Consider the following 24,760-nt stretch of genomic DNA (forward strand, 5'->3'; position numbering starts at 1 on the left):
AAATGGACAATGCCTATTCAGGAATGGGGACAAACGATTACTCAATTATCCATTTACTTTGAAGGTCGATTAGATGATATAATTAAAATCTAGTCAAATTTACTGACACAGAATTTTGAACGCCCTCGCATTTTGCTGTGGATTGCCTGGTTGAGTAAATACATGCTCAATACCATGCTGATCACACCACTTTTCCATCAGCTCACTTATATACTCTGGGCCGTTGTCGGTTCTAATGCGTTTAGGTTTGCCTCGCCATTCAATGAGCTGATCAAGTCCTCTCAGTACACGTTCTGCTGGCAATGAAAAGTCAATCAATATATCCAATGACTTGCGATTATAGTCATCAATCACGTTGTGAACTCGATAACTACGTCCATCACTGAGTTGATCATGCATAAAGTCCATTGACCATGATTCATTCTTAGCTGTCGGTACTGCAAGGGGTTCTGGCTGTTCTCGTTTAATCCGCTTATTAGGCTTGATTCTTAAATTAAGCTCAAGCTCCTTATAAATGCGATAGACACGTTTATGATTCCACTGATAGTTTTTGATATTACGCAGATACAAAAAGCAGAGTTTGAAGCCCCAAGTCTTATGTTCATTGGTCAGTTTAATCAGCCAATCTGCGATTTGAATATTCTCCTGATCCAAACGAGCTTTATAGCGATAACACGTTTGACTGACTTTAAAAATTAAGCAGGCCATGCTGATTGAAATCTTAAATTGCTCAGTAGCTTGCTGAGCAAGTGACTTTCGCTGAACAGGCCTTAAAACTTTTTTAAAAGTGCATCTTGCAAGATGTCTGACTTTAGCCGCTCATCAGCATACATGCGTTTTAAACGGGCATTTTCAGCCTCAAGTTCTTTAAGCCGCGTCATCATTGAAAGATCCATGCCGCCATATTTGGACTTCCACTTGTAGAATGTAGCAGAGCTCATACCATGTTCGCGGCACAAGTTCGGTATGGGTGTTCCTGCTTCAGCTTGCTTCAAGATACTCATGATCAAGCTGTCTGAATACTTAGATGTTTTCATAGAAAATCTCCTTAAATCAAGGTTATTCGATTTTCTACTTTTAAACTCAATTATTTTTAGGGAGGATTACCTTTAGATCTACAGGCGGAGCAGCTTGAACAGTTGCTCGAGTGGAAAGGCATTAGTTTTACCGACCTAGTCCATGCACTTATTGCACATGAGTATGCAACGAGTCAGCCCTATGTCCCGCGAGAGATCGAATCTCAAAACAGCATCGTACGTGTGAAGAATGTAGCCACAAAAGTCAGTCGTGTAGCCACATCCTATTGCAAACTCGATCCTGAGTTTCTTAGAGAGCTAGGGCGGATTGGCAATAACATCAATCAAATCGCCAAATCTCTGAATATCCTTTGTCTGAGCCAACAAAAACAGAAGATGGATTTTTCATATATCCAATGCTTGGCTGTCTTAGAAAATATTCAACAACTGCTCCATCGGCATCTAGATCCTTTACCCATCATCACACGCTCTGAATATCAGGTTGAACGTCGGAAAGAACAGGCTTTACGTTATGTGACCACCCAAAGGGAAGAAGCATGATTATTAAGTTTCTACCCCATGGCAAAGGTGATCCATTTCGTGCTGCTGCTTATGTGATGGATGATAAGGATCATCTGAATTTGCCACGTACGGGTGTAGAAGTACTTCGTGGTGATCCGATGACCTTTGCTTCGATTGCACAAAGCTCACCGCATAAATATCGCTATACCTCAGTGGTGATTGCATGGGCCGCAGAAGATGAAGTAGGTATCGATGAAATCAACGAGGTACTTGATGCATTTGAACAGCATGCTTTTGCTGGCTTAAAGCCACATCAGTATCACATGACGGCTGTGATGCACGAAGAAGAGAATCGATCGAAACATATCCATGTCCTGATTCCTCGTCTTGAACTTAGCACTGAGAAATCTCTCAATATTGCACCGCTTGGGCATCGGCATTACTTCGATCCACTGCGAGATTACTTCAACCATAAATATGACTGGGCAAGACCTGACGATCCTGCTCGAGCGAGAAGCTTACAGCTCCAACACCATGCACTTAAGCAGAATGCGGCTGCTTTACGAGCCAATTTGATTGAACAGCCTAAGGCAACACGCATTGAGTTGATTAATCAATTTATCGAGCACCGAATGTTGCAAGGCGTGGTCTATGACCGTCCTACCGTTCTACAAGCACTCTCTGAAATCGGTACGATCACACGGGTCGGACAAAACTATATTTCACTTCGTACCGAAGCAGGTACAGACAGATTAAAGGCTGCATATTATGACGAACAGTTTTACCTCTCAGATTACCTTGAAGATCAAAGAAGAAGAGACACTCTTGGATCTCCATCAATTAAGGATTCAAGAAAGCTTACAGAACGGACTCGAGCATTGCGAGAAGCTGAGCAACGCATTCAAGACGTACGAACAAAACGCCAGCAGTACAATGAACGAACATATCGAGACCCTGAACCACTATCAGCAGCAATTGGTCATGATCAACGAAGCACATACGCAGTTGAGTCAGCAGTTGAAGAAGTTACAACGCTACAAGATCCATCTCGAGGAGGAGAACGAACAGCAGAACAATCAGATGGGGGAAATTCTTCTACAGATGCAAAGTCATCAACAATCACATTTGGAGATCTTAGAGACGATAGAGAAAATCAAAAAATTGGTTTTGAATTCTTCGATCTCAAGCGAATCACGATTCAAGGAGATCAATCAACAACTCAAGATGAAGCCCGATCTCAATACCATAGAGGAGATTCAGCAGGGCATCGCCAAAACACCTACCTTCATTTTAGTGCTATTGCTGATACTGACTTTCAGCAACAGTCTTATTTTAATTTACAACAGCATAAGAGGTATCTAAATGCCCGAATTCCATACCGAGTTACAACACCTGACTCAGCAACAACTGCAATTGTTACAACAAGAAAATCAAGCTTTGAAAAGTTACTTGCAAGAGATGAAGGACGAGATCAAAGAAGCCAACAATACCATCGCATTGCAGCAAGCTTATCAAGAAAAATTGCAACAATTGATCGAACAATTGAACAGCGAGCTACAGCACAAGGATCAGCAGATCCAGCAGTATCAGAATTATTTATCCAGCAACATCGACGTACCAAATCAAACCGATTTATCCAATATCTTGGTGCCGTTGTTGAAAGAGTCTCTGAATACCTATCTCCAATCAGAACAGTTTCAAATGCAGTGTCAGAGGTATATCGAGGCAAGGCTCAGCAGTTATTCGAGCAGTTTAGAGATGCTACATACGATCAACTGGTCAAGTTTGCAATATCCCGAGAAAAGCATCGAAAAAGAGTTAGACAATGTGCTGAGCGAAGTCATGAATATGAGCAACGATTTAAGCAAGCTCATCAATTTATATCAACAGCGCTAGATTGGTCGATACAACGTATTTTTCCTAAATACCGCTTGAGTCATTTCATCAATAACATCGTGCAACAACATCCTGACCAAGACTTCACCATGATGAGGGTCTATGCGGAAAGGGTGGATGATCAAATCACAGATCATATCCGTTTCTTAATAGATGAAAACAAAAAAGGGAATCGCTATCCAACAGAGGAAAAACTAAAATTTGCTCAAGAGTTTAGGTTGTGTACGGAAAAACTCATTCAAAATATCCATCTATTTAAAAAAGATGATCCAAATATCTTGGGATTTTTAAACACCATGGATCATTACATGCAGATGATCGATCTCAATCATCCTAGACCATATCTTAATGACACAAATTCACATTTAATCAATGCGAATGATGCTTCAAGGCTTGATATCAAAGACTGCATGGACGAACTTAGATCTTACCTAGAACCTTATGATCACAAGAAGCCTCATGAGGAAACTGAGCGTAAACAAGACATGAAAATTGTGCCTAAAACACCAGAACCGAAGAGAAATAATTTACAAGATTTTGAATTCTAAAAAAGGGAATGCTTTGATGCTTGATCAAAACATTCCCAGCCTAATATCTTAATTTTTAAAATGAGATCGTTTAGGATGTAGCTTAGTGCGTTTTGACCACATTTCAGGATACTGTGTGGCTACATTTTTAGGCTGAGTCGTGTAGGGGGTATGACTGTCATTTGGTTGAGTCTGATCTTCTAAGCGTTCAATGAGAACATAAAGATCTGTAAGACGTTGCAGATCTTCGGTTGGGATTTTCTTGGCAACGTTTTGGATCAACTGTGTGACGATACGCTTTGCTGAAATTTGATTTTGCATAATGATGCACTCCTAGATTGGGATATACACCACCACAACTCATTTCCACAGAGCTGAGGTGGCAACAGACAGGGGTGGAAATACTGAATCTAGGATCAGCCAACACGAAGTTGCCCTGTCATGCTGCCATAAAGACTGCATAAAACAGTAAGCAAAAAAATAGCCGCAAGTGCGACATTTTATGCACCTAGATCGTATCAGGTTTCCACGCCTGAACACAGATTTTGCTGTGTAATAAATACGCTATCAGTGGTTAAAAAATGAGTCAATAAGCTTTTACATCAAATCAGCTAAGGCTAGTCTATAAGAAAGTCATTCTTTATTTTTAATGTTTAAATAATTCAATATCTTAAAATCTTAATCTATTTTATCCTCGCTATTAAATACGATTGATAAACCGATAAATGGTATAAGTCATGTCCTAAAAATCAGGCTAAATGTAACAAAATTTTTTGTAGTAAGGATTGTAGTAAGAAAAAATATAATTAATTATATATAATATAAAACATATAGATAGTGGTTTAATTTGACGGACACCGCTTCCGCCAAATTTTTAAAAGACCCTTGATTTTCAAGGGTCTTTTTTATGTCTTGTTATTTCACTTATGACCTATATCTGAAAAAGTTAAATATGATTAACTTGGTATAGAGGCTGAAAATTGAGTTGCTTTTGTTTTTACAACCCCTCAACTATCGCAATTGACCCTCTGCAATTAACTGTTCAGCCATTTCTTTGGTCTTTTTTAAACCAGGCATACGGTATTCAGTATGACCATAATCTTGGATTGATTTCCAGCGACCACCCCAAGTCAAACCTACCGATTCAGCCACCTCACCATACAGTTGATAGCCACGCATTGCCCAAGGATCACGTTCCGAAATAACAATTTTACCATTACGTTTAAAAGCAATATCGGCAGCTAAACCAAACTGATGATAACTCTGATAGCCTTTGGCGCGTGTAGTATTTGGATTAGTCGACAACATATTCTGACGACTTGGACTACGATAACCTTCAAGTAAGACCAGTTCATAACCGTGTTGTTCTCGCATAATTTTAAATACCATCAGCAGACGTTGCTTATAGCGTGGGTTGATTTTGTCCCATTTACGATCCAGTAAAGCAGAATCTAAATGTGCATGGCTATGAAAAACGGGCGTTTCAATACGAGCAGCATCCACGCTGCCCTCGGCGGAATGTTGTGCTTGATAGCTTTGTTCAAGCTGAGTCGTTTCTATGATTGCATCTTGAATCAAAATAGCATCTTCTTCTGGGGGAGGACTGAGCATTTCTCCCTGAAGTAAGGCATAAATTTGTGGGTCAGTTTCTTTTAAATATTCAGCTTCAATTCGTGTGGAATGAATGGGTTGGGTAAAAGCAAAAGTCAGAACACTGGTCAATAAAATTAGCCCCGCAATTAAAATCCACCATTGCTGCACATACCAATGTGATTGTAGTTTGTTGGGTGAAGCAGCCTGATATAAATGATGAATAACGTGCAAAAAATTGATTATTTTAGTTTTACTTTGTGGCAATAAAGACCGTAAACGCTGCCTGCATGTATGCTGTATCTCATAAGACATGAGCAGCATTAATCCGAGTGCAATAGCAACAAAGCAGAAAAAAATCACAAAAATCATAGGTTATTGATCTTCATCTATAGCCAATGGTCTTTGTGTCACCGTAATTTTTAGTGTTGCTTCAGGCGTTGCTGTTTCAGCTTCTGATTGTGTCGATGTTGTGGATTTCGTTGTTGCTGGATTAATTTTCTCAACTTTCGTGATGCGCTTTACTGGATGCTGTGCGGTATTTTCAAAGGGAGCAACTTGCTGTGCAGGCGGCGTTGGAGCGCCGTTTGATGGTGTGTTGTTGGATGTCGGGCGCTCAAAGAATTTATTTAAATCCTTGTCCTTCGGCTGAATGAAATGATGATCTTCACTTAATAAAGAAGTTTCATGATCATCTGTTACAACCTCATCAACCCATGGAGCATGAACCGTGATTGATGGATGCATTTGTTTCTTTTCTGATTCATCTAATATTGGCGAGGTCTGTAGATTAGAGCCATTAAAGTTGTTCACCCATAATAAGAAAATCAGGGTAGAAACAATCAAACCTGCAATAAAACCGATCAGTACATAAAAGCGAGAAGCTAAGGTCTTTTTCTTATGTTGTAAGATGCGTAAAGAAGTCTTTTTTTCCTGTGCCATACATCATCCACTAGGGTAAATGAATTGTGATATGTGCTTCTTCTACAGGTATCGAAATCACATTTTGATAGGGACTTAAGGCATTCTGGCTCTGTTGAGAAAGCATGAATGTTAAGCCAGCGAAAGTCAGTACCGTAAACATGCAGAGGCAAATTAAAATCCAGAAAAAAGGTAATTCATGATGAATCAGATGCTTAATTTGATCTGGAATGGCAGCAAATGGAGAAAATGCCGCTTTTTTCCCTTTGAGATAATCAATTTCATCGCCAACACGGGCAACAAGATGATTTAAATTTTCCACCGATTCCAGTCGATATTTCCCTTGAAAACCCAGTAACAGGCAGTAATGCAATACTTCTAATGCTGCTAAATGTTCTTTACCGCGACTACGCAACTGTTCCAAAATTTCAAAAAAACGATAGCCTGCCAATTGCGAACCAAACAGACTCAATTGTAAAGGACTGATGAGCCATGTATTTTGCAAGTCAAAATAGGCATTATCTTGTTGTGTGGCAATGGTTTCATCCATCAGAGCGCAAAAGGCATATTTGGCGTTGTGAATATCATCGGCAGAAAATTGTAAGCGTTTTGCCTGTTGCTCAAAATGACTGAGTACATCCAGAATCTTTTCACGAAACTCACTCGGATGGGTAGGGATATAATGATTACGCAGCAGAAAAACTAAATAAAAGCCATCATGTAAGAGGTCAATTAAACTGGTGGTTTGAGCTGTTGGTAAGGACAGGTGAGATAAGTCTGAACCAATTTCTTCATCATCAAATAAAGAGGGCATGCCGATGGGTTGAGTCATAATTTTTCTCTTAATGATTAAGTACTGCAATCAGTTCGATGCTGATATCTTGGAAGCCTGCGGGCATATACACACAAATTGTTGTGGATTCCAGCATTGGTTGATAAAGCTCATGATGTGATTCAATTTCAAAATAACTGACCCCAGAACGTACTGGAATTGCACTTGGCACTTGGACTAAATGCTGCAATGGAACTGCGGGTAGTGCGGCAATGACACGTTGCTCTACATCAAAGGTACTGCCCACTTTAAAACGTAAAGGCACGACTTGAATTAATTCATGGGTTTGCATTGAGCTGCTAGAAACTGCAAGATACAGTCGCGTATCACGGTCAATCTTGTCAGATTCAAGGCTACCGACCCAACATGATGGGCGGGTTTCTTTCAGTGCAATGCTGAAGTAACGATTGGAAATAATTGTGTCGAGTAAATCTCTTAAGATGAGATCAAGCTGCTGAAAACTCTCTTGTAATTGGCAATGTCGGTATTGTGGAAGATGCTCCACACTATAAGCAGTTGAAAACGTCAGTAATGAGCCAGTTAGACGTAATAATTCTGAAAATAAGCGTTCTGGATGAATCTGTGGATAGTGTAATAGGTGGTTTAATTCGGCATAGGCTGTATTTAAGACATTGATTAGCCAAAAGGAAACAATATCTCCTGAACGGAACTCAATCAGTTTTTGTTCATTTTCACGATTATTGCCCTGAATGGTTTTTATCTTCGCCTTAATGATGTTTAGGCTACGTTTTAAGTGATTGATTAAGACTTCTGAAGCTGAAATATGCAAAAGTGGTGGAATAAATTGGTAATCTAGCTCAAAACTGCCTGAACTATGGCGTTTGAGTTTCGCAATCGGTAGGTATAGAAAACCATCCAGATTTTGACTGGGCTGAACATGCAACTCTAATAACTTAAATGCTGCGCGGCGATGTAAAAAATTGAGTTCAGCAGGGCTGGCATCGGTAAATAAATCATGGGTTTCCTGCAAAAAATTATGATAGCGACTCGGTATTGCCTGTGTTTCATCTGCTATATTTTTTTGCTTGGCCTGCAAAATCGGAAGAGTTAGATACAGCATCATCTCTGTGTTTAAATTCAGGTCATCCAATAACAACGGTGCAGGTAGCAAGTCTTGTGCAGGTGCATGGTAAATTTCACCATCTTGCCAAATCATTTGTACCTCTTGCAGTGCAAGAATATGTGTTGCAAGTTGTGCTTCATCAAATTTTAATTTTTGTATGCCATAGGCATGAGGAATCATGGCACGGATGGTGTGATTCAAACGCTGTTCATGGTAGCGATCTTGAACTTGAAAATGCTGAGGACGTAAAAATAAGCCTTCACCCCAAAGGATTTTTTCTGCTTTAAACATGGTGATTCACTTATTCTGATTGGTATTGATTGTTGGATTGAACGCCAAGCGTGTCTTGTAGCATGTTCAATGGATGTTCATCCTTAATCACCTGCGCTAGCCATTCATGCAAGGGCATTTGGCTCCACTTTATGGTTTTTTCCAGTAAATAGCTGACAGGACTATGCGGTTCATTTTTTTGAAAATATGCTGAAATTTCCTGCAGAACTTGCATGGCGTGTTCACGATTTTCTAGATGTGACTGTTGCTGTGGTTGAAATGACAGTTGTTGTGCAGTAGACGATTGAATGCTGACTGGAGGTGAAATAGAGGGCGATAAAGCTGTCACTTCTGTAAGTGCAGTGACTGGGCTTTGTTCAAGTGATGCTACTTTATAAATTTTCTTCAGACTAAGATGAATGCTATTGAAGCTTGAATCAATTGCAGCAAAACTTGGCGCATCTAAACCCAGCACATGATCTAGCACCTGCTTTAAGGTCGTCCAGTGCTGTAAAATCTCTGTAAAATATTGATAGTTTTGGCGCTGAATGTCTGGATTTAGCTCCAATACGGCTTGTTCTAAATGAGCCAATTCCGCGGAATGATCCACGCTGCTATCATCGCCTTGCTTACGAAGCATGTTTTCCTGATAAAGAAAATTGTCATAGTCGAGTAGGCAATAAAAAGGCGCCTGATTGACCAAGGGAACTTTTTTAATCAAGACGGGCAATTGATTGATCTGTCCTTGTAATAGTCCAATTCGTTGGTCTAAATCTTCATCTTCAATTTCAGGATGGAGCGTTATCCAATATTGCGCGATGAGGCGATGGCTGAGTTCCAGACTTTTACTGATCCCTTCAAAACCAGATAAGTTCGCCCATGCTTCAGCAAGCCAAGTCAGCAAACGAATATCTTTAGTCTTCGTTTGCAGTAAATGTATTACTGTATTTGCAACAAAGTCCCAATCTGCCTGTTTGGGGGCAGTGACCCAATCCCCTTGTTCCAGTAAAGTATCATCTTGAGTTCTAGCGAGTTTGATTGCATGAAATTCATTTGAAAAACAATAATCTTCGCCACAAGGCAATTGTGCTTGAATAGGTGCAAGTAAAGATAAAATATCCATATAGCTAAATTAACTCAATTTTAAAGTTTTAAACCGCAGCTTGAGGTTCTGGATTGGAGGCTTGTTTGGTTGTTGGTTCTGCTGGATCTAGTTGATAGTGAATTTCATCATTGACGACATGCATCAAAATCAACTTCGGTAGGCGCTGTTCTGCCAAAGCAACTAAAATATGCGTGGCTAAAGTAGGTAGAATGGTAGCGTTCAAGATGTGGTCGACATTGCGTGCGCCACTATCTACTTCAGTACAACGCTGCAAAATTAATTCAATCACATCATCAGAATATTGAACCTGTATTGCATACTGTTGTTCGATACGCGTAATAATTTTTTCGAGTTTGTGCTGAATAATACGAACCAAAAGATCATCGTGCAGCGGAAAATAAGGTACGATGCGCATTCGCCCAATAAATGCAGGTTTAAATTGTTGAGATAGACTTGTTTTTAAATGCTCAATTAACTTTTCTGCAGTAGGCCAATTTTCTACAGGTTGATTTAAACAGGCTTGCATAATTGCACTCGAACCTGTATTTGAGGTCAGTAAAATCGTGGTGTTTTTAAAGTCAATGCTGCGACCTTCACCATCTTCCAGCATGCCTTTATCAAAGACTTGATAAAATAATTCTTGAACATCGGGATGCGCTTTTTCAATTTCATCCAATAACACGACACTATAAGGGTTGCGGCGCACGGCTTCGGTTAAGACACCGCCTTGCCCATAACCGACATAACCCGGTGGCGCGCCTTTTAAGGTAGAAACGGTATGTGCTTCCTGATATTCAGACATATTAATAGTGATGAGATGTTGCTCACCGCCATAGAGTTCATGGGCGAGGGCGAGCGCTGTTTCAGTTTTACCGACACCGCTTGGACCAATTAATAAGAAAACACCTTGAGGCTTTTGTGGGTCTTCTAATTTTGCTTTGGCAGTTTGAATCCCATGCACCAATTGAGTTAAGGCATACTCCTGTCCCATCACACGTTGGCTCAGTTTGACCTTTAACTTTAGAATTTTCTGGATTTCATCATTGAGCATTTCGCCAACAGGAATACCCGTCCAATCAGAAATAATTTCATGGATGATCTGTGCATTAACACGTTCAAAAACTAGAGGATTTTGACCTTGTAATTCAGCTAAATGGATTCTTAATTGCGTAACTTTATCCAGAACATCTGAGGCGTTTTGCGTATTGAGCTGCTGAATCTGCTGAACCAAATTCAACTCTTGTTGCCACCGTTTTTCAGTATCGGCAATTTCTTGTTCTAGCTGAACGAGCTGTTGTTTGAGTTGTGATAATCGTTCCTGATAAATCGGGAGTTGTTGATGTTCTTGCGTGATAAGCTGCTGTTCTAATTGTAGATTGTGTAACTGTGCTTTGAGGTGATCCAAAACAACAGGTTGTGCATTTTGGGTTAAAGCCACTCGTGCCGCAGCAGTATCTAAAACACTAATGGCTTTGTCTGGAAGTTGACGACCACTGATGTAGCGATTAGATGCTTGTACTGCGCTGATAATGGCTTGATCATCAATTTGTAAATTAAAATGTGTTTGCATGACTGGAATCATGGCACGTAGCATGTCAATTGCGACAGCTTCTGTAGGTTCAGCAACTTTGAGAACTTGAAACCGACGGCTAAGCGCAGCATCTTTTTCAAAATATTGCTTATATTCGCTCCAAGTTGTTGCGGCAATCGTTCTTAATTCTCCGCGTGCTAAGGCAGGTTTCAGTAAATTTGCGGCATCATTTTGTCCTGCTTGACCACCTGCCCCAATTAAAGTATGTGCTTCGTCAATAAATAAAATAATCGGATGAGAGGAAGATTGAACTTCTTGAATCACTTGCTTTAGGCGACTTTCAAACTCACCTTTGACACTGGCACCAGCCTGTAACAGACCTAAATCTAAGGCATGCAGATGCACATTTTTTAAGGCATCAGGTACCAAACCTTGGGCAATTTTTAATGCCAAACCTTCTACAACAGCTGTTTTTCCAACACCTGGCTCACCTGTCAAAATTGGGTTGTTTTGACGACGTCGCATTAAGATGTCAAGCAGCAAACGGATTTCAAACTCACGCCCAATGACAGGATCAATCTCACCATTTTGTGCCTTTTGGGTCAGGTCGATGGTGTATTGATCCAATGCAGGGGTTTTGGGTGCTAATGTTTTTGCTTGAAGTTGATTCGTGTTTTCTGCACATGATGTTTGATTTGTTTGGCTAAAATTTTCACAGCTTTCAGCACAAATTTCTAGAAACTTATGTTTCATGGTATCAATGGGAAATGCTTCAAATAAAGTTGAGGCACGGATTGCCACTTGATATAAATCGGCAGAAGTTAATAAGGCAATGATTAAATGACCACTGCGAATAATCGGCTGTTGATCTGCAGCAGCGAGTAACCAAGCTTGTTCTAATAAAAGAATAATTGATTTTGTGAAAATAGGTGTACGTGTATTTCCTTTAGACAGTGTTGTAAGGCTGTTATTTAAATCATCAATAAATTTGGATTTTGATATTTTATATTTAGCAAATAATATAGAAAGATCAGTTTTGGATTGTTCCTTTAATAATTCACATAAAAGATGTTCAATCTCGACTTCATAATGACTTTGACTTATGCAAAAGTTTACAGATTTTTCTAATGCTGTTTTAGTCGGTTGCGAAAGTTTTGTAATGAGTGTTTTTAGGTTGTTCATTATCTGGCTCTAACTTTATCGTAAGAAAATTTTTAGTTTTAAATGAATCTAATCGTTCTATTTTTATTTAAATTATTGAAAATAATATATTTTACTTTTATTTTTGCGACAAAAACGATTGCTTTCCTGTCTTGGGACACCGCATCATATTTAAATCAAAAAATAAAATCAAACTAAATTTTAATATTTTTAAATGTTGTAATTCACTCACAACAAAATATATTGGAATACTTAACTGAATTTTCACGTATGACTTGACTTATCTATTCATGTTCTAGTTAAATGCGCTCGCTAAATTATTTTATAACTATATTTGAACTGGAAATAATCAAAATAAAAGTTAATTTTGACTCCAGTTGAATTACAAAAATTAAGAGAAACTCATTTTAATAAAAATGATTAGAAATTAGTTCAAATAACAAATAAATAAGAGGTTGTCTTGAAAAGAATCGTTATTTTTATCACAATTTTGTCTGGTTTTACTTTCAATCAGCATGTGGTTGCAAATACATCAGAAGTGAAGCTTAAAAAGAAATGTATCCAACAATATCCGTGGATGGAAGGGGAGTCAGACCTTGCTTTGCGTGGTATTTATGCGCAGATTTGTGACAAGAAAAATCGTCAAAATAAAAATAATTTACTCATTCAAGCCGCACAGCAACATCAGCAGCTTGGACAGAATTTTAAAGCATTGCAGTTGATCAGTCATTTGCACGAGCAAGATATTCAAAGTACTGCATTGACGGATGTGCAATTTATGGCAAGTACGCAAATGGCATCTTCAGCGATTGAGCAAATGCGTCGTAATGAAGTTCGCTATTTAAGTGAAGAACAGACTTATCCAGCAGCAAAAAACTTGGTCGATGCAATTGAACAAGCAAAGCCTGCACCTGTTTTAGCGGTAAAAGAGGCTTCTAGTTACGTCAAGAAATCGTCAAAAAAATCACTGCAACCTAAACCTAAACCTAAAAAGCAAATATCTAAAGTGACTGCAAAATCACCAAAAAAAGAAAAAACCGTAACAACTCAACCTGTAAAAATGGTTCAACTTGCTGTTGCACCAAGTAGTACAAATCCATTTGCGACTTTAAAAAAATAACCAAAGGAATCACTCATGGCTAAAAAAGAAAGCGTGCAGAAGAAACTGCAACGCATACGTCCACCGCGTGTTCAGCTGACTTATGATGTTGAGGTTGGTGATGGTATTGCATCTAAAGAATTACCGTTTGTGGTTGGAGTAATGGGGGATTTTTCAGCGGCATCCGAAGTAGAAAAGACCAAATTAAAAGACAAAAAATTCATTAATGTCGATTTAGATAATATTGATGAAGTGATGCAATCTTTAGCACCGCGTGCGGCTTTTCAAGTGGAAAATACCTTGACTGCGGAAGGTGGAAAACTATCCGTTGATCTCATTTTTAACTCGATGGAAGACTTTCGTCCAGAACAGGTCGTACAACAAGTGGATCCGCTGCGTAAGTTGCTAGAAGCGCGTGAGCGTTTAACGGATTTGCGTAATAAAATTTCTAATAGCGAACGTTTAGAAGATTTACTGGATGAAGTGCTGAACAATACCGATCAAATTCGTCAATTGAGTGCAGAGGCTGAACGTGAATAATTTACAAACAGCAGTTGCATCAAATCAGCAAGTAGAATCGGTAGGTTTATTGGATTCAATTATTGAGCAAAGCCGTATTGCGCGTAATGCGGATGAGCAGATTCGTGCCAAAAGTTTGATTGGTGAGTTGGCAAAAGAAGTCATGGCGGGAACAATTACTGTTTCTGAGAATATGACGCTGTCTATTGATCAGCGTATTGCCGAAATTGATGCATTAATTTCCAGTCAGCTCAGCCAGATTATGCAGCATGCGCAGTTTCAAAAAATTGAATCAACTTGGCGGGGGCTTTACTATTTTTGTCAAGAAACACCCTCGAATAGCATGATCAAAATTCGTATGTTAAATACGACAAAAAAAGAATTGGTCAAAGATTTTCAGGGGGCAACTGATTTTGACCAAAGCACTTTGTTTAAAAAGATTTATGAAGAAGAATATGGCTCGTTTGGTGGAGCGCCTTATGCGGCACTGATTGGCGATTTTGAGTTTGATCGTACCCCGTCAGATATGTATTTATTGGAACAAATTTCGCATGTGGCTGCAGCGGCACACGCACCTTTTGTATCGGCTGCAAGTCCGAGCATGTTAGGACTTGAATCATTCACGGATATTGACCGCCCGCGTGATGTTTCAAAAATCTTTGAAACGGCTGAATATGTGCAATGGCGTTCATTTCGAGAGAGTGAAGATTCACGCTATGTTGCATTAATTATGCCGCATGTGTTGGGTCGCCTGCCTTACCATCCCAAAGATGGCACAGCCACAGAAGGCTTTAATTTTATAGAACATGTGTCTGGCGAAAAGCATGATGATTATTTATGGATGAATGCTGCTTATGCTTTTGGCACGCGCTTAACCAATGCTTTTGATATGCATGGTTGGTGTGCTGCGATTCGTGGGGTTGAAGGTGGTGGTTTGGTAGAAGGCTTACCTGTACACACCTTTAAAACCTCAGATGGTGAAGTGGTATTTAAATGCCCGACTGAAATTGCCATTACAGATCGCCGTGAAAAAGAACTCAGCGATCTAGGTTTTATTCCTTTGGTTCATTGTAAAAATACCGATTATGCAGCATTTTTTGGTGCGCAATCTGCACAGAAACCTAAAAAATATGACAATGATACAGCCAATGCGAACTCTGCATTGTCGAGTCAAATTCAATACATCATGGCGGTGTCACGTATCGCACATTATTTAAAAGCCATGATGCGCGACAAAGTCGGAAGTTTTGCATCTGCAGGCAATGTGGAGGCCTTTTTAAATGAATGGCTTTCGCAGTATGTCTTGCTTGATGATGGTGCATCTCAAGAAGCAAAAGCGCAATATCCGCTTCGAGAGGCATCTGTAAAAGTTGTAGAAGATCCAGCTCAACCGGGTCATTACAAGTCTGTGGTGTTTTTAAGACCACATTTCCAGCTAGACGAGTTGTCTGTTTCTTTGCGACTCGTGACTGAATTACCTCAGTCCTCACATTAAGAGCCTAATCATAACTTTAAATATAAAAATAGAGGTCAATTATAAATGAAAGATATATATGTTGAGTTTCGCGGCAAGTACAAAGTCGATGGAGAATCACGAGATGCTGAACACAAAGGTTGGCTTGAAGTGAACTCTTGGTCACATCACATTCGTCAACCTAAATCTGCGACCTCAAGTAGCGTTGGTGGTCATACCGCTGAACGAGTTGAACATTCAGATATGATTTTTGTGAAAGACTTAGATGCAACCAGTCCTAAATTATGGGAAGCGTGTTCTGCGGGTTATACCTTCGATGAAGTGCAAATTGATTATTATCGTGCCAATGGCGATAAGCGAATCAAGTACTTACAAATCAAATTGAAGCATGTTTTGGTTTCAAGTGTGACGCCTACTGTAAATGAAGAGGGCGTTCCGGCTGAAACATTTGGTTTGAAATATGCAGCAGTTGAGTGGACGTATAACCAACAAGACATTAATGGCACTGCAAAAGGTGCAGTGACGAAAAAGTGGTCGTTGTCCAATAACACAGCTTCATACGCTGCTTAATCAAGCATGGGGTGATTAGACTGAGGTCATAGCACCTCAGCTCTAATTTCTCAAAATCTCTCAAAGATTATCGTGATCATCATGAATTTAGATCATTTATATCCTTATGGTTTTAGATCAACTTTATTTGATCGTTTGTTCGCTGAACAAGAAAACGGATTAAGCGGGATGTCGATTCAGCAATTGCGCGAGTCAGTTGCACGTGATTTAGAAGATTTGCTGAATAGTCGAATTGCAAAGTTTGATCGAAATATGGATGAGTTCCCACTCGTTAAAAAATCGATTTTGCAGTTTGGCATTATTGACTTTATTGGATTGTCGACAGCGAACCCTTTAGATCGCGATAAAATTTGTCAATCGATTGAGCAGTCCATTACAGCGCACGAACCAAGATTGAAGCAGATTAAAGTTGACATGCTATTTGATGGACACAACATGGGCGCGCTTTGTTTAAGTATTCAAGCTTATTTAAATATTCACCCATTGTATGAGCCTGTTTTTTTTGATGCCTTACTCAAACCCACAACACAACAATATGTTATTTCTGCCCGAGCTTAGTGGGAGTCCACTGTGATAGAGCAACTTTTACCGTATTATGAAAAACAATTACAAGAATTCGGTCAACAATCTAGAGCATTTGCAGAGAAATATCCGAAGATTGCACAGCGACTCGCGTTAAATCAAGAGCAAATTGATGATCCGCATATCGAGCGTCTCATTCAGGCATTTTCCTTTATTGCTGCACGTATTGATAAAAAATTAGCAGACAGTTATGAGGTTTTTACTTATTCTTTGTTTGAGGTGATGTTTCCGCAGTATCTACGTCATTTTCCCGCGTGTACGGTGGTGAGTTTTGATGAGCGCGATAAATTGAAACAATTGACTGCAGCACAGTTAATTCCAGCAAAAACTACATTAAAGTCACGTAGTTTTAAAGGCGTACAATGTGAATTTAACACCAGTCAAGATGTGCGTTTATTGCCGATTGCAATAACGGATTTGGCATTTCAGACCTCACCAAGTGTACATCTGAATTTGAATCAGAATGCAACTTTAAGTCTGAAATTTGAAATTTTTAATGATGCACACAGCTGGATTTTAGATGAAAAACTACCGATCTATTTGGATGCTCTTTCTAATTTTCCCCTACAAGTTTTAGATGGTATTTTTCGTCAGGAAACAGCTTTTTCCCTTCGTGTTGGACAAAGCGTAACTGATATTCGCAACCCATTTACCGTGATGGGATTTAGCGAACAAGAGAGTTTATTGCCGATTGATCAACACACGCATCATGCTTATCGTTTATTGATGGAGTATTTTTGTTTTCCTGAAAAGTTTCATTATTTAAACTTTGATTTGAGTGTTTTAAATGAACACTTGCAGCAGCAAAATAGTTTTGAAATATTGATTCATCTCAAACTGAATTTGAATAATCAGGCACTTCTACGCAATTATTCCGCATTGAATGTCGCAAATTTTAAATTGTTTAGTACACCTGCAATTAACCTGTTTGAAAAGCAGGCAGAACCGCAAAAGATTTTACATACACAATTACACTATCCCTTGATTACAGATGTGCATCACCCTGAGTTATATCAAGTTTATGCAGTGATCGAAATGAATATGCTGCGCGAAAAGACTCGGCAGGCTGCAACTCATTTGCCTGTTTTGCCATTTTTTGCCATGAGTCATTATCATCCAGATCAAACTCAATTTTTTTATACGCTGCATTATCAGCCTGTGCAAAATAAAATGATGCCAATCAGCTATTCGATTATTTCCAAACAGTTGCAGCCAGATGAAGTTAAATCGGATTTTATCAGTACACGTTTGCTGTGTTCCAACGGTGATTTGGCGCATGAAGCGCTAAGTCAGAGCAATCATGTTCTACATTTAAATGACAGTCGTCTGGCAAGGCGTGCCAATATTCTAAAACGACCTACCTTGGCGGTTTCATTTGATCAAAATAGTCAGCAACAATGGCGCATTATTTCGCATCTTTCACTCAATACTTTGGCTTTAATGAAAGGTGATGCTTTGAGTCACGTGAAAGAGCTTTTAACTTTATACAATTTGCCGCAGTCGAAAGACAATATTGTATTGATTGATGCAATCAAACAACTCAGTTTTTCCACAACACATAAGTTAGTGAATACACAGCCATTTCCTATGTTTTTTCGGGGTGTGAAAGCTGAGCTTTGTATAGATCCACGTGTTTTTCATGGACACAGTCTTTATATTTTTAGCCAATTATTAAGTCATCTTTTTAATCTGAAAGTTCAAATCAATAGTTTTGTGGATGTCGTCATTAAAGACAGTCTGAATCAACAGGAGATCTACCCATGCGTGCAGAACGTTGGTGGCAAGACACTTCTATAATTGATCAAGTCTTTAAACAGCCAGGCACATTTGAATTTGTTCAATCGACGCGCTTATTACGTCATTCGACTGTAGTGCAAGGTCAATACCATTGGTCAGCAGCGTTTTATTTTGAACCTTCATTTCGCTTGAGTTTTCCATTAGCGGAAATTGAATCGTTGCATTATCAGGATCAACGTATTCATCTAAGCAATTTAGTGATCGGACTGACTGGTATACAAGGGGCTTTGCCTTATAGTTATACGCATCAGTTAAAACAGCATTTGCGTCAACAGCGTTTGGAAGCGCAAGCATTTTTAGGCTTATTTAATCATCAACTGACCGCAAAATATGTCGATGCGACTTTGGCATATCACTTGCCCATCCGCTATGAGATAGAACACAAAAATGATTATCTCGATATTTTGCATGCGTTAAGTGGTTATTCGAGAACTCATCATGAACAGCCTGATTTAGATGAATATTTTGCCGAGTTTTCTGGATTCATGCAGGGGCAGAATAACACTGCACATGCCTTAAAAACGGTCTTGTCCTGCATTTTTGCGCAGCAAATACATATTCGGGAATTTGTAAAAGAAAAGTTTCAGTTACAGGATGAACAAAAATCCTGCTTAGGTGGCAAGAATCCAAGTTTGCTCGGGCTGAATACGTTTTGTGGAAGTACTATGCAGCAAATGGATGGCAAAATTGAGATTCAAATTGGGCCTTTATGCCGAGCGCAATATCTCGCTTTTTTGCCAGATCAACCTTTAAGCCACAAATTAAAACGTCTGATTGAAACATGGTGTGATCCAAGTTTGCATATTGATTTGCGTTTGATTTTAGGTCGAACAGAAATTCAGCCGATGTGTTTAGATTCAAAACATGAGATGGGGTTGGGGCAAGGTGCATTTTTAATGCCTACTAAGACATTAGACCATCATGCTGAAACTTGCTATGCCTTAATAGGACGTGCGCCATGTTGAAGAAGTTTTTAGCAACATGGATTGCCTGTTTTATTTTGTTTGGATGGGGCGCGATTGATTATTGGCGTGATATTCAATATCAACCTGAATTGACAGATTTGATTGCATATTTTTTGGTTGTACCGATGCTGATCAGTGCAGCTTTGTTTGCACCTTGGTTTATTTATCAGGTTTATCAGCACTACAAAATGCAGCGGCAACAAGCTTCACAGACTGAATTTGATTCAGCGCAGTTTTTCACAACAGCCATGCCTCATGTTGACCCTCAATATTTGAAATTGCATGTGTATGCAGCAGCTGCATATAGTGCTTTAGGTGAAAATGAGGCAATTCTGGAAGGTATTCAGCATTTTACCAGTCCAAAGTTAGATCGAAATTTACTGAATTTACATGGGCTGCCGATGCTTTCGTATCGCATTGAAGATTTAGATCAACAGCACGGTGATGGAAGTGCGCATGAGCAAGATGAATCATGCTTGTCACTTCGACAGCAGCGCATCATGGCATTAATTCAACAGCAAATTGAACAGCACATTACGCTTTTGAGTCTGATCTCAGCGCAGCTAAAATGCTCAAGTTTATTTTATGAAAGCCAGCATTTACATGAATATCGTATGCATCCTGCATGGACAGATTTAAGTTTGGCAGATACTGAACAGGGTGAGCTTGCTCAGCTTGAACAGGTCTATCGTTTAGATCGTCTGAATCTACATATTTTATTGTCTGCAGAGCTTGTAGATGTTTGGGATGATTCACACAGTAATACGGCTATTCAGCGTATTTTAGATGAAATGGGCATCATTTTAGAAAAAATTCACCTTGAATATCATTATCTAAGCGCATTATCTGCCGAACAGGAACTACAGGAATTATTTGAGCGTATTCAGCATCAAGCACATGAAATTGCTTTGATCATTGTGGTGGATTCTGAAATTGATCAAGTATTGATTGATGAAAAATGTTGGATTAATAGCAGCTATCTCCCTGCCGAATTTATTAGTAGTTGGTGTGTTGCAAATACTGCTGTGCAACTAGAACAGCAACGACCTATCAAGGCTTTTAATCTATTTGCCGATCAAGCTCATGTGCAACAAATATTTGAAATATTAAAACTGCGTGAGTTGGCACTAGACCAAGCCGAAGCGCCTTTTGTATTCATGCTTGAAGATGCTACGGATCGTAAAGCAATGAAAAAATGTGAACAGTTTTTCGCAGAAAGTCCTGTCGAGCCGTATCACTATTTATATTGTAAACCCGCTGTCGGAAATACCCTGAACTTAGCCAAACCATTTGGGTTGATGTTGGGAGCATTGCTCCCAAGTCATCAAGCCGCTTTGGTTTATACACAAAATTTACAGGCATGCATCCAAACTTTTTCTGAGATTCCCGCAGAGCGAGCATGTGCAGCATTTGCTGATTAATGAACAACAATAATAAGAGAATTCCATGCATATTATTTTAGCTTATTTGTGGCAGTACATGAGTAATCCTAAAGCGATGATTGCTTTATCTTTATTCATTGCCTTGCTATCCACATATTCAGTGCTACCCCGCAAAATATTTTGGATATTGGTAGTCAGTTATGCGCTGAGTGTCATTGCCTATGTTATTTATTGGCTCATCCAGCGCAAACAGCACGCGGAACAAGGTGAAAAACTTGCCCATGCTATTGAACAAAGCCATCAGGCTGTTTCTACCCAATATAAAGACAAGGCAGAATTACAATCAATTCAACAACAAGTGAAAGAATCAATCCAGTTGATTCGTAAATCTAAACTTGGCGATAAAAAGGGCAATGCTGCCTTATATGAATTGCCCTGGTATATGGTGATTGGTAATCCTGCTGCAGGTAAAAGTTCTGCAATTTATAACTCAGGCTTGAAGTTTCCATTTGAAGAAACTCATCAAAAAATGGTGTCAGCTGGTTTAAGCGGCACCCGAAGTTGTGACTGGTTTTTTTCTACCCAAGGCGTTTTGCTAGATACAGCAGGACGTTATTCGGTGTATGCAGAAGATCATGCGGAATGGCTTGGCTTCTTAAATATTCTTAAAAAAAGCCGAGCCAAAGCCCCTGTAAATGGCTTGATTGTGATCGTGAGTATTGCTGAATTAATCAGTCAAAGCCCCGAACATTCGTTGAAACTTGCTAAAAATTTACGTGCCCGAATTCAGGATTTAACCGAAAGACTGGAAGTTGTGGTTCCTGTGTATTTGGTATTTTCCAAAATGGATTTAATTGCAGGGTTTACCGAGTTTTTCAATTGTTATGCAGCGCAAGAATATAATCAGGCTTGGGGCGCGACTTTGCCTTATGAGTAAAACTCATCGCAGCATGCCGTGACATTGTTCGAGAAACATTACAACATTTTATATGATGGCTTAAAAAGCGTGAGCACCACACATTTAAGTCGCCGTCATGCTCAAAATATTTCGCCGAGTGTCATGACATTTCCATTGGAATTTAAAACTTTAAAGCCAGCATTAAAAAGTTTTATTGGGACTTTATTTGAAGATAATCCGTATCAATTCCAACCTGTTTTTCGAGGTTTTTACTTTACCAGTGCGTTACAGGAAGGCAGCATCGAAAGCCCGATGACAGAAAGTATCGCACAAGAATTTCAACTGCAGCAGATTGCAAGTCCTTTTCAGGACGAAGAAAAAAGTTCGATTGCCCCAAATCATGGCTATTTTTTACAAGGTCTGTTTTCCAATGTGATTTTGCGAGATCAGCATTTGGTGAAACAACATATTAATCCTGCGAAAAAACGTCAGCGTTATATGGCATTTACTGCTGCATTGCTTGGTGTTGGATTGTTGCTCAGTGTTTGGGTATGGTCATATCGCCATAATCAACAACTCATTGCCGATGTTCAGGCAGATTTAGATCAAGTTGTACGTTTGGAAAAAACTTCTGGGCAGGTTTTATCCACGCAATTGGAAAGCTTATTAATTTTACAAGCACGTCTGCAACAGTTGGATGGGTTTTTCGAACAACGTCCACTTAAGTTCAGTTTTGGCTTATATCAGGGCAAGAAGTTACGCGAACAGCTCAAAGTTGAATATCTAAAAGGCGTTCAGCAGATTGTATTGTTGCCAACCCAGCAAAATATCGCGCAATACTTACAGCGTGTCCAACAAGATGCGGCAACACTCAAAGCGCATCATATACATGCAAAAACGCAGCAAGTTGCGAAAACTCAACCATATTTAGAGCCTTCCGTGCAAAATCCGCAAGATGCTTATAATGCGTTAAAGGCTTATTTAATGCTGACGAATCCTGAATATCGGGAGAGCAGTCATTTAAGTGATCAGATTTCACGTTTTTGGCGCACTTGGTTGGATGCCCATCGTGGAGAAATGCCACGTACGGACATGATTCAGCAGGCAGAAAAAATCCTGTCTTATGCCATGACACTCGCTCATCAGGACGATTTTCCTTTACTGGAAAGCGATGCACAAATGGTCGATCAAACTCGTCAAGTGCTGTTGTCGGTCATTCAGGGAATGCCTGCACGAGATCGGGTATATAACGAAATAAAAATGCGTGCAGCAGTACGTTTTCCTGCACTTACGGTCAGTCAAATTGTGGGGGAGCAACACAGTCGCATTGTTTTAGGCAGTCATGCTTTGCCTGGTATTTTTACGCAGCAGGCGTGGAATGAATATGTCGAACAAGCCATTGATCAGGTAGCCAATCAGCCAACGGACAGCAAAGATTGGGTGCTCAATAGTCATCAGTCGGATGATCTAACTTTTTCAGGAAGTCCTGAACAAATCCGTAAACAATTGCTGAGCTTGTATCAGCAAGAATATGTGAGTGAATGGAAGAAATTTCTAAATGGCATCCATTATGCAAAAACAGATCAGTTCAATCAGCAAGTGAAACAGCTTGATCTGTTGGGAGAGCCGCAAAACTCGCCAATTCGTAAGTTATTGCAACGTATTGCAGTGGAAACCAATTGGGATAATCCAATTGTGCAAGCTGAACTTGCTGTGCCTGAACAAGGATTTATGGCGTGGTTTAAAGACAAAGTGCTGCGTCAGTCTAATGACAAAGCTGCAGCACAGGCGACCCTAAAAGCGCAAGGTGCGATTTCCCAAGAATACCAAATGTTTTATCAATTGCTGCGTAAACGTGATGATTTACAGGATCAATCTCTGTTTGATGTGTATATGAACAACCTTGCACAGGTACGCAGCAAGTTAAATGATCTCCAAACGGCAGGGGAAATTGGACCAAGTGCAATGGCATTGTTCAAACAAACCATCCATGATCAAAACTCGGTCTTTAATACAACGCAAAAATATGTCGATGAAAAAATGATGGTGGGTTTAAAAGAGGCTGACCAACAATTATTACAAAAACTGTTGATGACACCGCTAACTCAATCTTTTGCAAGTTTAATTGTACCGACACAAGATGAAGTTAATAAATTATGGCGTATTCAAGCCTATCAACCGTTTGCAACACATTTAGGTTAGAAATATCCATTTCATTCAGGGGGGACTTTACAGGCAACCAGTCAGGAAATGGGACAAATTTTTGGTGAAACAGGAAGTATTGCTGGCTTTGTCAAAGACACTTTAGATCCGTTGTTGATTCGTCGTGGTTATGTCTTAACTTCAAAAACATGGAAAGGTTTAGGCTTAAATTTAAATCCTCAGTTTGTGATGGCATTTCCGCAATATGTTGCGCCAATTCATGGTATGGCAACAGGACGTTTAGATCAGCCTGCAACATCTGCTGTTTCAAATCAATCCAATTTCCAATTTTATCCATTACAGCACCCACAATTTTTATCGTATAGCATCGATATTGATGGTCAGCGAATGCAGTTTGAAAATGGAATTCAACAATGGGTCAACTTTGTGTGGCCCAATCCAGGCGCAATTCCCGGCGTGCGTATTAGTGCACTCGATTTAAAAGGTCAGTCGCATACTATTTTTGAAGCACCGGGCGAATATGGCATTAACCGTTTAATTGATGCTGCACAGCGCAAAGAGCAAAACGGTCACTTTGAAATGACTTGGGTCAGTAAAACGGAACCATCTTTATCTTTAAAAGTGAATTTCCGACTCATTAGCGGACATAGCTCGGGCAATATTGGTTCAAGTCGTGGTTATGTGGGGTTGCAGTTGGTCGATCAAGTCACCACGACCAAAGCACTTCTTGTGGTTGCTGCACAAACGACAGCAATGAGTCCCGCACAAACAGCGGTTACGCAGTCTAAAACTACAATGTCTGCACAAGTGGGAGGCGTTCCGCAATGATCAAGAGAAATAACACTTGGCAAAAGGC

General features: G+C 39.6%; 17 protein-coding genes and 2 pseudogenes. 11 read left to right on the forward strand and 8 right to left on the reverse strand.

Translation table 11 applies throughout. The features are described 5' to 3' along the window. Positions 1 to 126: 126 nt before the first annotated feature. Positions 127 to 1,037 (reverse strand): annotated as a pseudogene (locus FTU66_RS06130) (IS3 family transposase); the annotation flags it as partial. A 102-nt stretch (positions 1,038 to 1,139) separates the two neighbouring features. Here FTU66_RS06130 and mobC point away from each other — a divergent pair. Continuing rightward, the gene (gene mobC, locus FTU66_RS06135) at positions 1,140 to 1,577 is read left to right on the forward strand and encodes a plasmid mobilization relaxosome protein MobC (protein ID WP_180112480.1); all 438 of its coding nucleotides are present in this window, start codon (positions 1,140 to 1,142) and stop codon (positions 1,575 to 1,577) included. Then, positions 1,574 to 3,982 (forward strand): hypothetical protein, encoded by a 2,409-nt coding sequence (locus FTU66_RS06140; RefSeq protein ID WP_180112481.1) that lies wholly within the window; start codon positions 1,574 to 1,576, stop codon positions 3,980 to 3,982. Before mobC ends, FTU66_RS06140 begins: the two co-directional genes overlap by 4 nt. A 48-nt stretch (positions 3,983 to 4,030) precedes the next feature. Here the strand turns inward: FTU66_RS06140 and FTU66_RS06145 are convergent, their stop codons facing one another. From FTU66_RS06145 to tssH, 7 genes are all read right to left on the reverse strand, one after another. Continuing rightward, on the reverse strand, positions 4,031 to 4,282 hold the full coding sequence (locus FTU66_RS06145; protein WP_180112482.1) for a hypothetical protein: 252 nt from the start codon (positions 4,280 to 4,282) through the stop codon (positions 4,031 to 4,033). Between the two features lie 690 nt (positions 4,283 to 4,972). Continuing rightward, a complete protein-coding gene (locus tag FTU66_RS06150) occupies positions 4,973 to 5,923 on the reverse strand; it encodes a M15 family metallopeptidase (RefSeq protein WP_004972687.1) in 951 nt (316 codons plus the stop codon). A 3-nt stretch (positions 5,924 to 5,926) separates the two neighbouring features. Next, the gene (locus FTU66_RS06155; protein ID WP_004972690.1) at positions 5,927 to 6,493 is read right to left on the reverse strand and encodes a hypothetical protein; all 567 of its coding nucleotides are present in this window, start codon (positions 6,491 to 6,493) and stop codon (positions 5,927 to 5,929) included. A gap of 10 nt (positions 6,494 to 6,503) precedes the next feature. Further along, the gene (icmH, locus tag FTU66_RS06160; RefSeq protein ID WP_136144161.1) at positions 6,504 to 7,304 is read right to left on the reverse strand and encodes a type IVB secretion system protein IcmH/DotU; all 801 of its coding nucleotides are present in this window, start codon (positions 7,302 to 7,304) and stop codon (positions 6,504 to 6,506) included. 10 nt (positions 7,305 to 7,314) lie between these two features. Then, positions 7,315 to 8,679, reverse strand: coding sequence for a type VI secretion system baseplate subunit TssK (gene tssK, locus FTU66_RS06165; protein WP_180112483.1), 1,365 nt, complete (start codon positions 8,677 to 8,679; stop codon positions 7,315 to 7,317). Between the two features lie 10 nt (positions 8,680 to 8,689). After that, the gene (gene tssA / locus FTU66_RS06170) at positions 8,690 to 9,781 is read right to left on the reverse strand and encodes a type VI secretion system protein TssA (protein WP_180112484.1); all 1,092 of its coding nucleotides are present in this window, start codon (positions 9,779 to 9,781) and stop codon (positions 8,690 to 8,692) included. Between the two features lie 28 nt (positions 9,782 to 9,809). Continuing rightward, entirely contained in the window at positions 9,810 to 12,476 is a 2,667-nt protein-coding gene (gene tssH / locus FTU66_RS06175) for a type VI secretion system ATPase TssH (RefSeq protein WP_218948408.1), read from the reverse strand. A 439-nt stretch (positions 12,477 to 12,915) separates the two neighbouring features. Between tssH and FTU66_RS06180 the strand changes: the two genes are divergently transcribed. The 9 genes and pseudogenes from FTU66_RS06180 to tssM all read left to right on the forward strand — a co-directional run bounded on the left by FTU66_RS06180 (position 12,916) and on the right by tssM (position 24,732). Further along, positions 12,916 to 13,575, forward strand: a complete 660-nt coding sequence (locus tag FTU66_RS06180) for a hypothetical protein (RefSeq protein WP_136144010.1) — start codon at positions 12,916 to 12,918, stop codon at positions 13,573 to 13,575. 15 nt (positions 13,576 to 13,590) lie between these two features. Continuing rightward, entirely contained in the window at positions 13,591 to 14,094 is a 504-nt protein-coding gene (gene tssB / locus FTU66_RS06185; protein ID WP_004972705.1) for a type VI secretion system contractile sheath small subunit, read from the forward strand. Next, a complete protein-coding gene (gene tssC / locus FTU66_RS06190; protein ID WP_136144009.1) occupies positions 14,087 to 15,568 on the forward strand; it encodes a type VI secretion system contractile sheath large subunit in 1,482 nt (493 codons plus the stop codon). Before tssB ends, tssC begins: the two co-directional genes overlap by 8 nt. Positions 15,569 to 15,613: 45 nt before the next feature. Next, complete coding sequence (locus FTU66_RS06195; protein ID WP_004972712.1) at positions 15,614 to 16,117, forward strand: type VI secretion system tube protein Hcp; 504 nt, start codon at positions 15,614 to 15,616, stop codon at positions 16,115 to 16,117. An 81-nt stretch (positions 16,118 to 16,198) separates the two neighbouring features. Further along, positions 16,199 to 16,675 carry a type VI secretion system baseplate subunit TssE gene (gene tssE / locus FTU66_RS06200; RefSeq protein ID WP_004972715.1) on the forward strand — a complete coding sequence of 159 codons (477 nt, stop codon included), beginning with the start codon at positions 16,199 to 16,201 and terminating at the stop codon, positions 16,673 to 16,675. A 12-nt stretch (positions 16,676 to 16,687) separates the two neighbouring features. Beyond that, a complete protein-coding gene (gene tssF, locus FTU66_RS06205) occupies positions 16,688 to 18,496 on the forward strand; it encodes a type VI secretion system baseplate subunit TssF (protein WP_180112485.1) in 1,809 nt (602 codons plus the stop codon). Beyond that, positions 18,460 to 19,461, forward strand: a complete 1,002-nt coding sequence (tssG, locus tag FTU66_RS06210; protein WP_004972723.1) for a type VI secretion system baseplate subunit TssG — start codon at positions 18,460 to 18,462, stop codon at positions 19,459 to 19,461. The genes tssF and tssG overlap by 37 nt, the downstream gene beginning before the upstream one ends. Beyond that, the gene (locus tag FTU66_RS06215; protein ID WP_136144007.1) at positions 19,455 to 20,882 is read left to right on the forward strand and encodes a hypothetical protein; all 1,428 of its coding nucleotides are present in this window, start codon (positions 19,455 to 19,457) and stop codon (positions 20,880 to 20,882) included. The genes tssG and FTU66_RS06215 overlap by 7 nt, the downstream gene beginning before the upstream one ends. Positions 20,883 to 20,907: 25 nt before the next feature. Further along, a pseudogene (gene tssM, locus FTU66_RS06220) lies at positions 20,908 to 24,732 on the forward strand (type VI secretion system membrane subunit TssM). Positions 24,733 to 24,760: the final 28 nt, after the last annotated feature.

Origin of the sequence: Acinetobacter sp. YH12131, from assembly GCF_013418635.1 — a bacterium.
Classification (GTDB): domain Bacteria; phylum Pseudomonadota; class Gammaproteobacteria; order Pseudomonadales; family Moraxellaceae; genus Acinetobacter; species Acinetobacter towneri.

Bases quoted from the DNA above. Each gene is read 5' to 3' on its own strand.
- FTU66_RS06140 (WP_180112481.1), top strand. From the start codon at position 1,574: ATGATTATTAAGTTTCTACCCCATGGCAAAGGTGATCCATTTCGTGCT.
- FTU66_RS06145 (WP_180112482.1), bottom strand. From the start codon at position 4,282: ATGCAAAATCAAATTTCAGCAAAGCGTATCGTCACACAGTTGATCCAA.
- FTU66_RS06150 (WP_004972687.1), bottom strand. From the start codon at position 5,923: ATGATTTTTGTGATTTTTTTCTGCTTTGTTGCTATTGCACTCGGATTA.
- FTU66_RS06155 (WP_004972690.1), bottom strand. From the start codon at position 6,493: ATGGCACAGGAAAAAAAGACTTCTTTACGCATCTTACAACATAAGAAA.
- icmH (WP_136144161.1), bottom strand. From the start codon at position 7,304: ATGACTCAACCCATCGGCATGCCCTCTTTATTTGATGATGAAGAAATT.
- tssK (WP_180112483.1), bottom strand. From the start codon at position 8,679: ATGTTTAAAGCAGAAAAAATCCTTTGGGGTGAAGGCTTATTTTTACGT.
- tssA (WP_180112484.1), bottom strand. From the start codon at position 9,781: ATGGATATTTTATCTTTACTTGCACCTATTCAAGCACAATTGCCTTGT.
- tssH (WP_218948408.1), bottom strand. From the start codon at position 12,476: ATGAACAACCTAAAAACACTCATTACAAAACTTTCGCAACCGACTAAA.
- tssB (WP_004972705.1), top strand. From the start codon at position 13,591: ATGGCTAAAAAAGAAAGCGTGCAGAAGAAACTGCAACGCATACGTCCA.
- FTU66_RS06195 (WP_004972712.1), top strand. From the start codon at position 15,614: ATGAAAGATATATATGTTGAGTTTCGCGGCAAGTACAAAGTCGATGGA.
- tssE (WP_004972715.1), top strand. From the start codon at position 16,199: ATGAATTTAGATCATTTATATCCTTATGGTTTTAGATCAACTTTATTT.
- tssG (WP_004972723.1), top strand. From the start codon at position 18,460: ATGCGTGCAGAACGTTGGTGGCAAGACACTTCTATAATTGATCAAGTC.
- FTU66_RS06215 (WP_136144007.1), top strand. From the start codon at position 19,455: ATGTTGAAGAAGTTTTTAGCAACATGGATTGCCTGTTTTATTTTGTTT.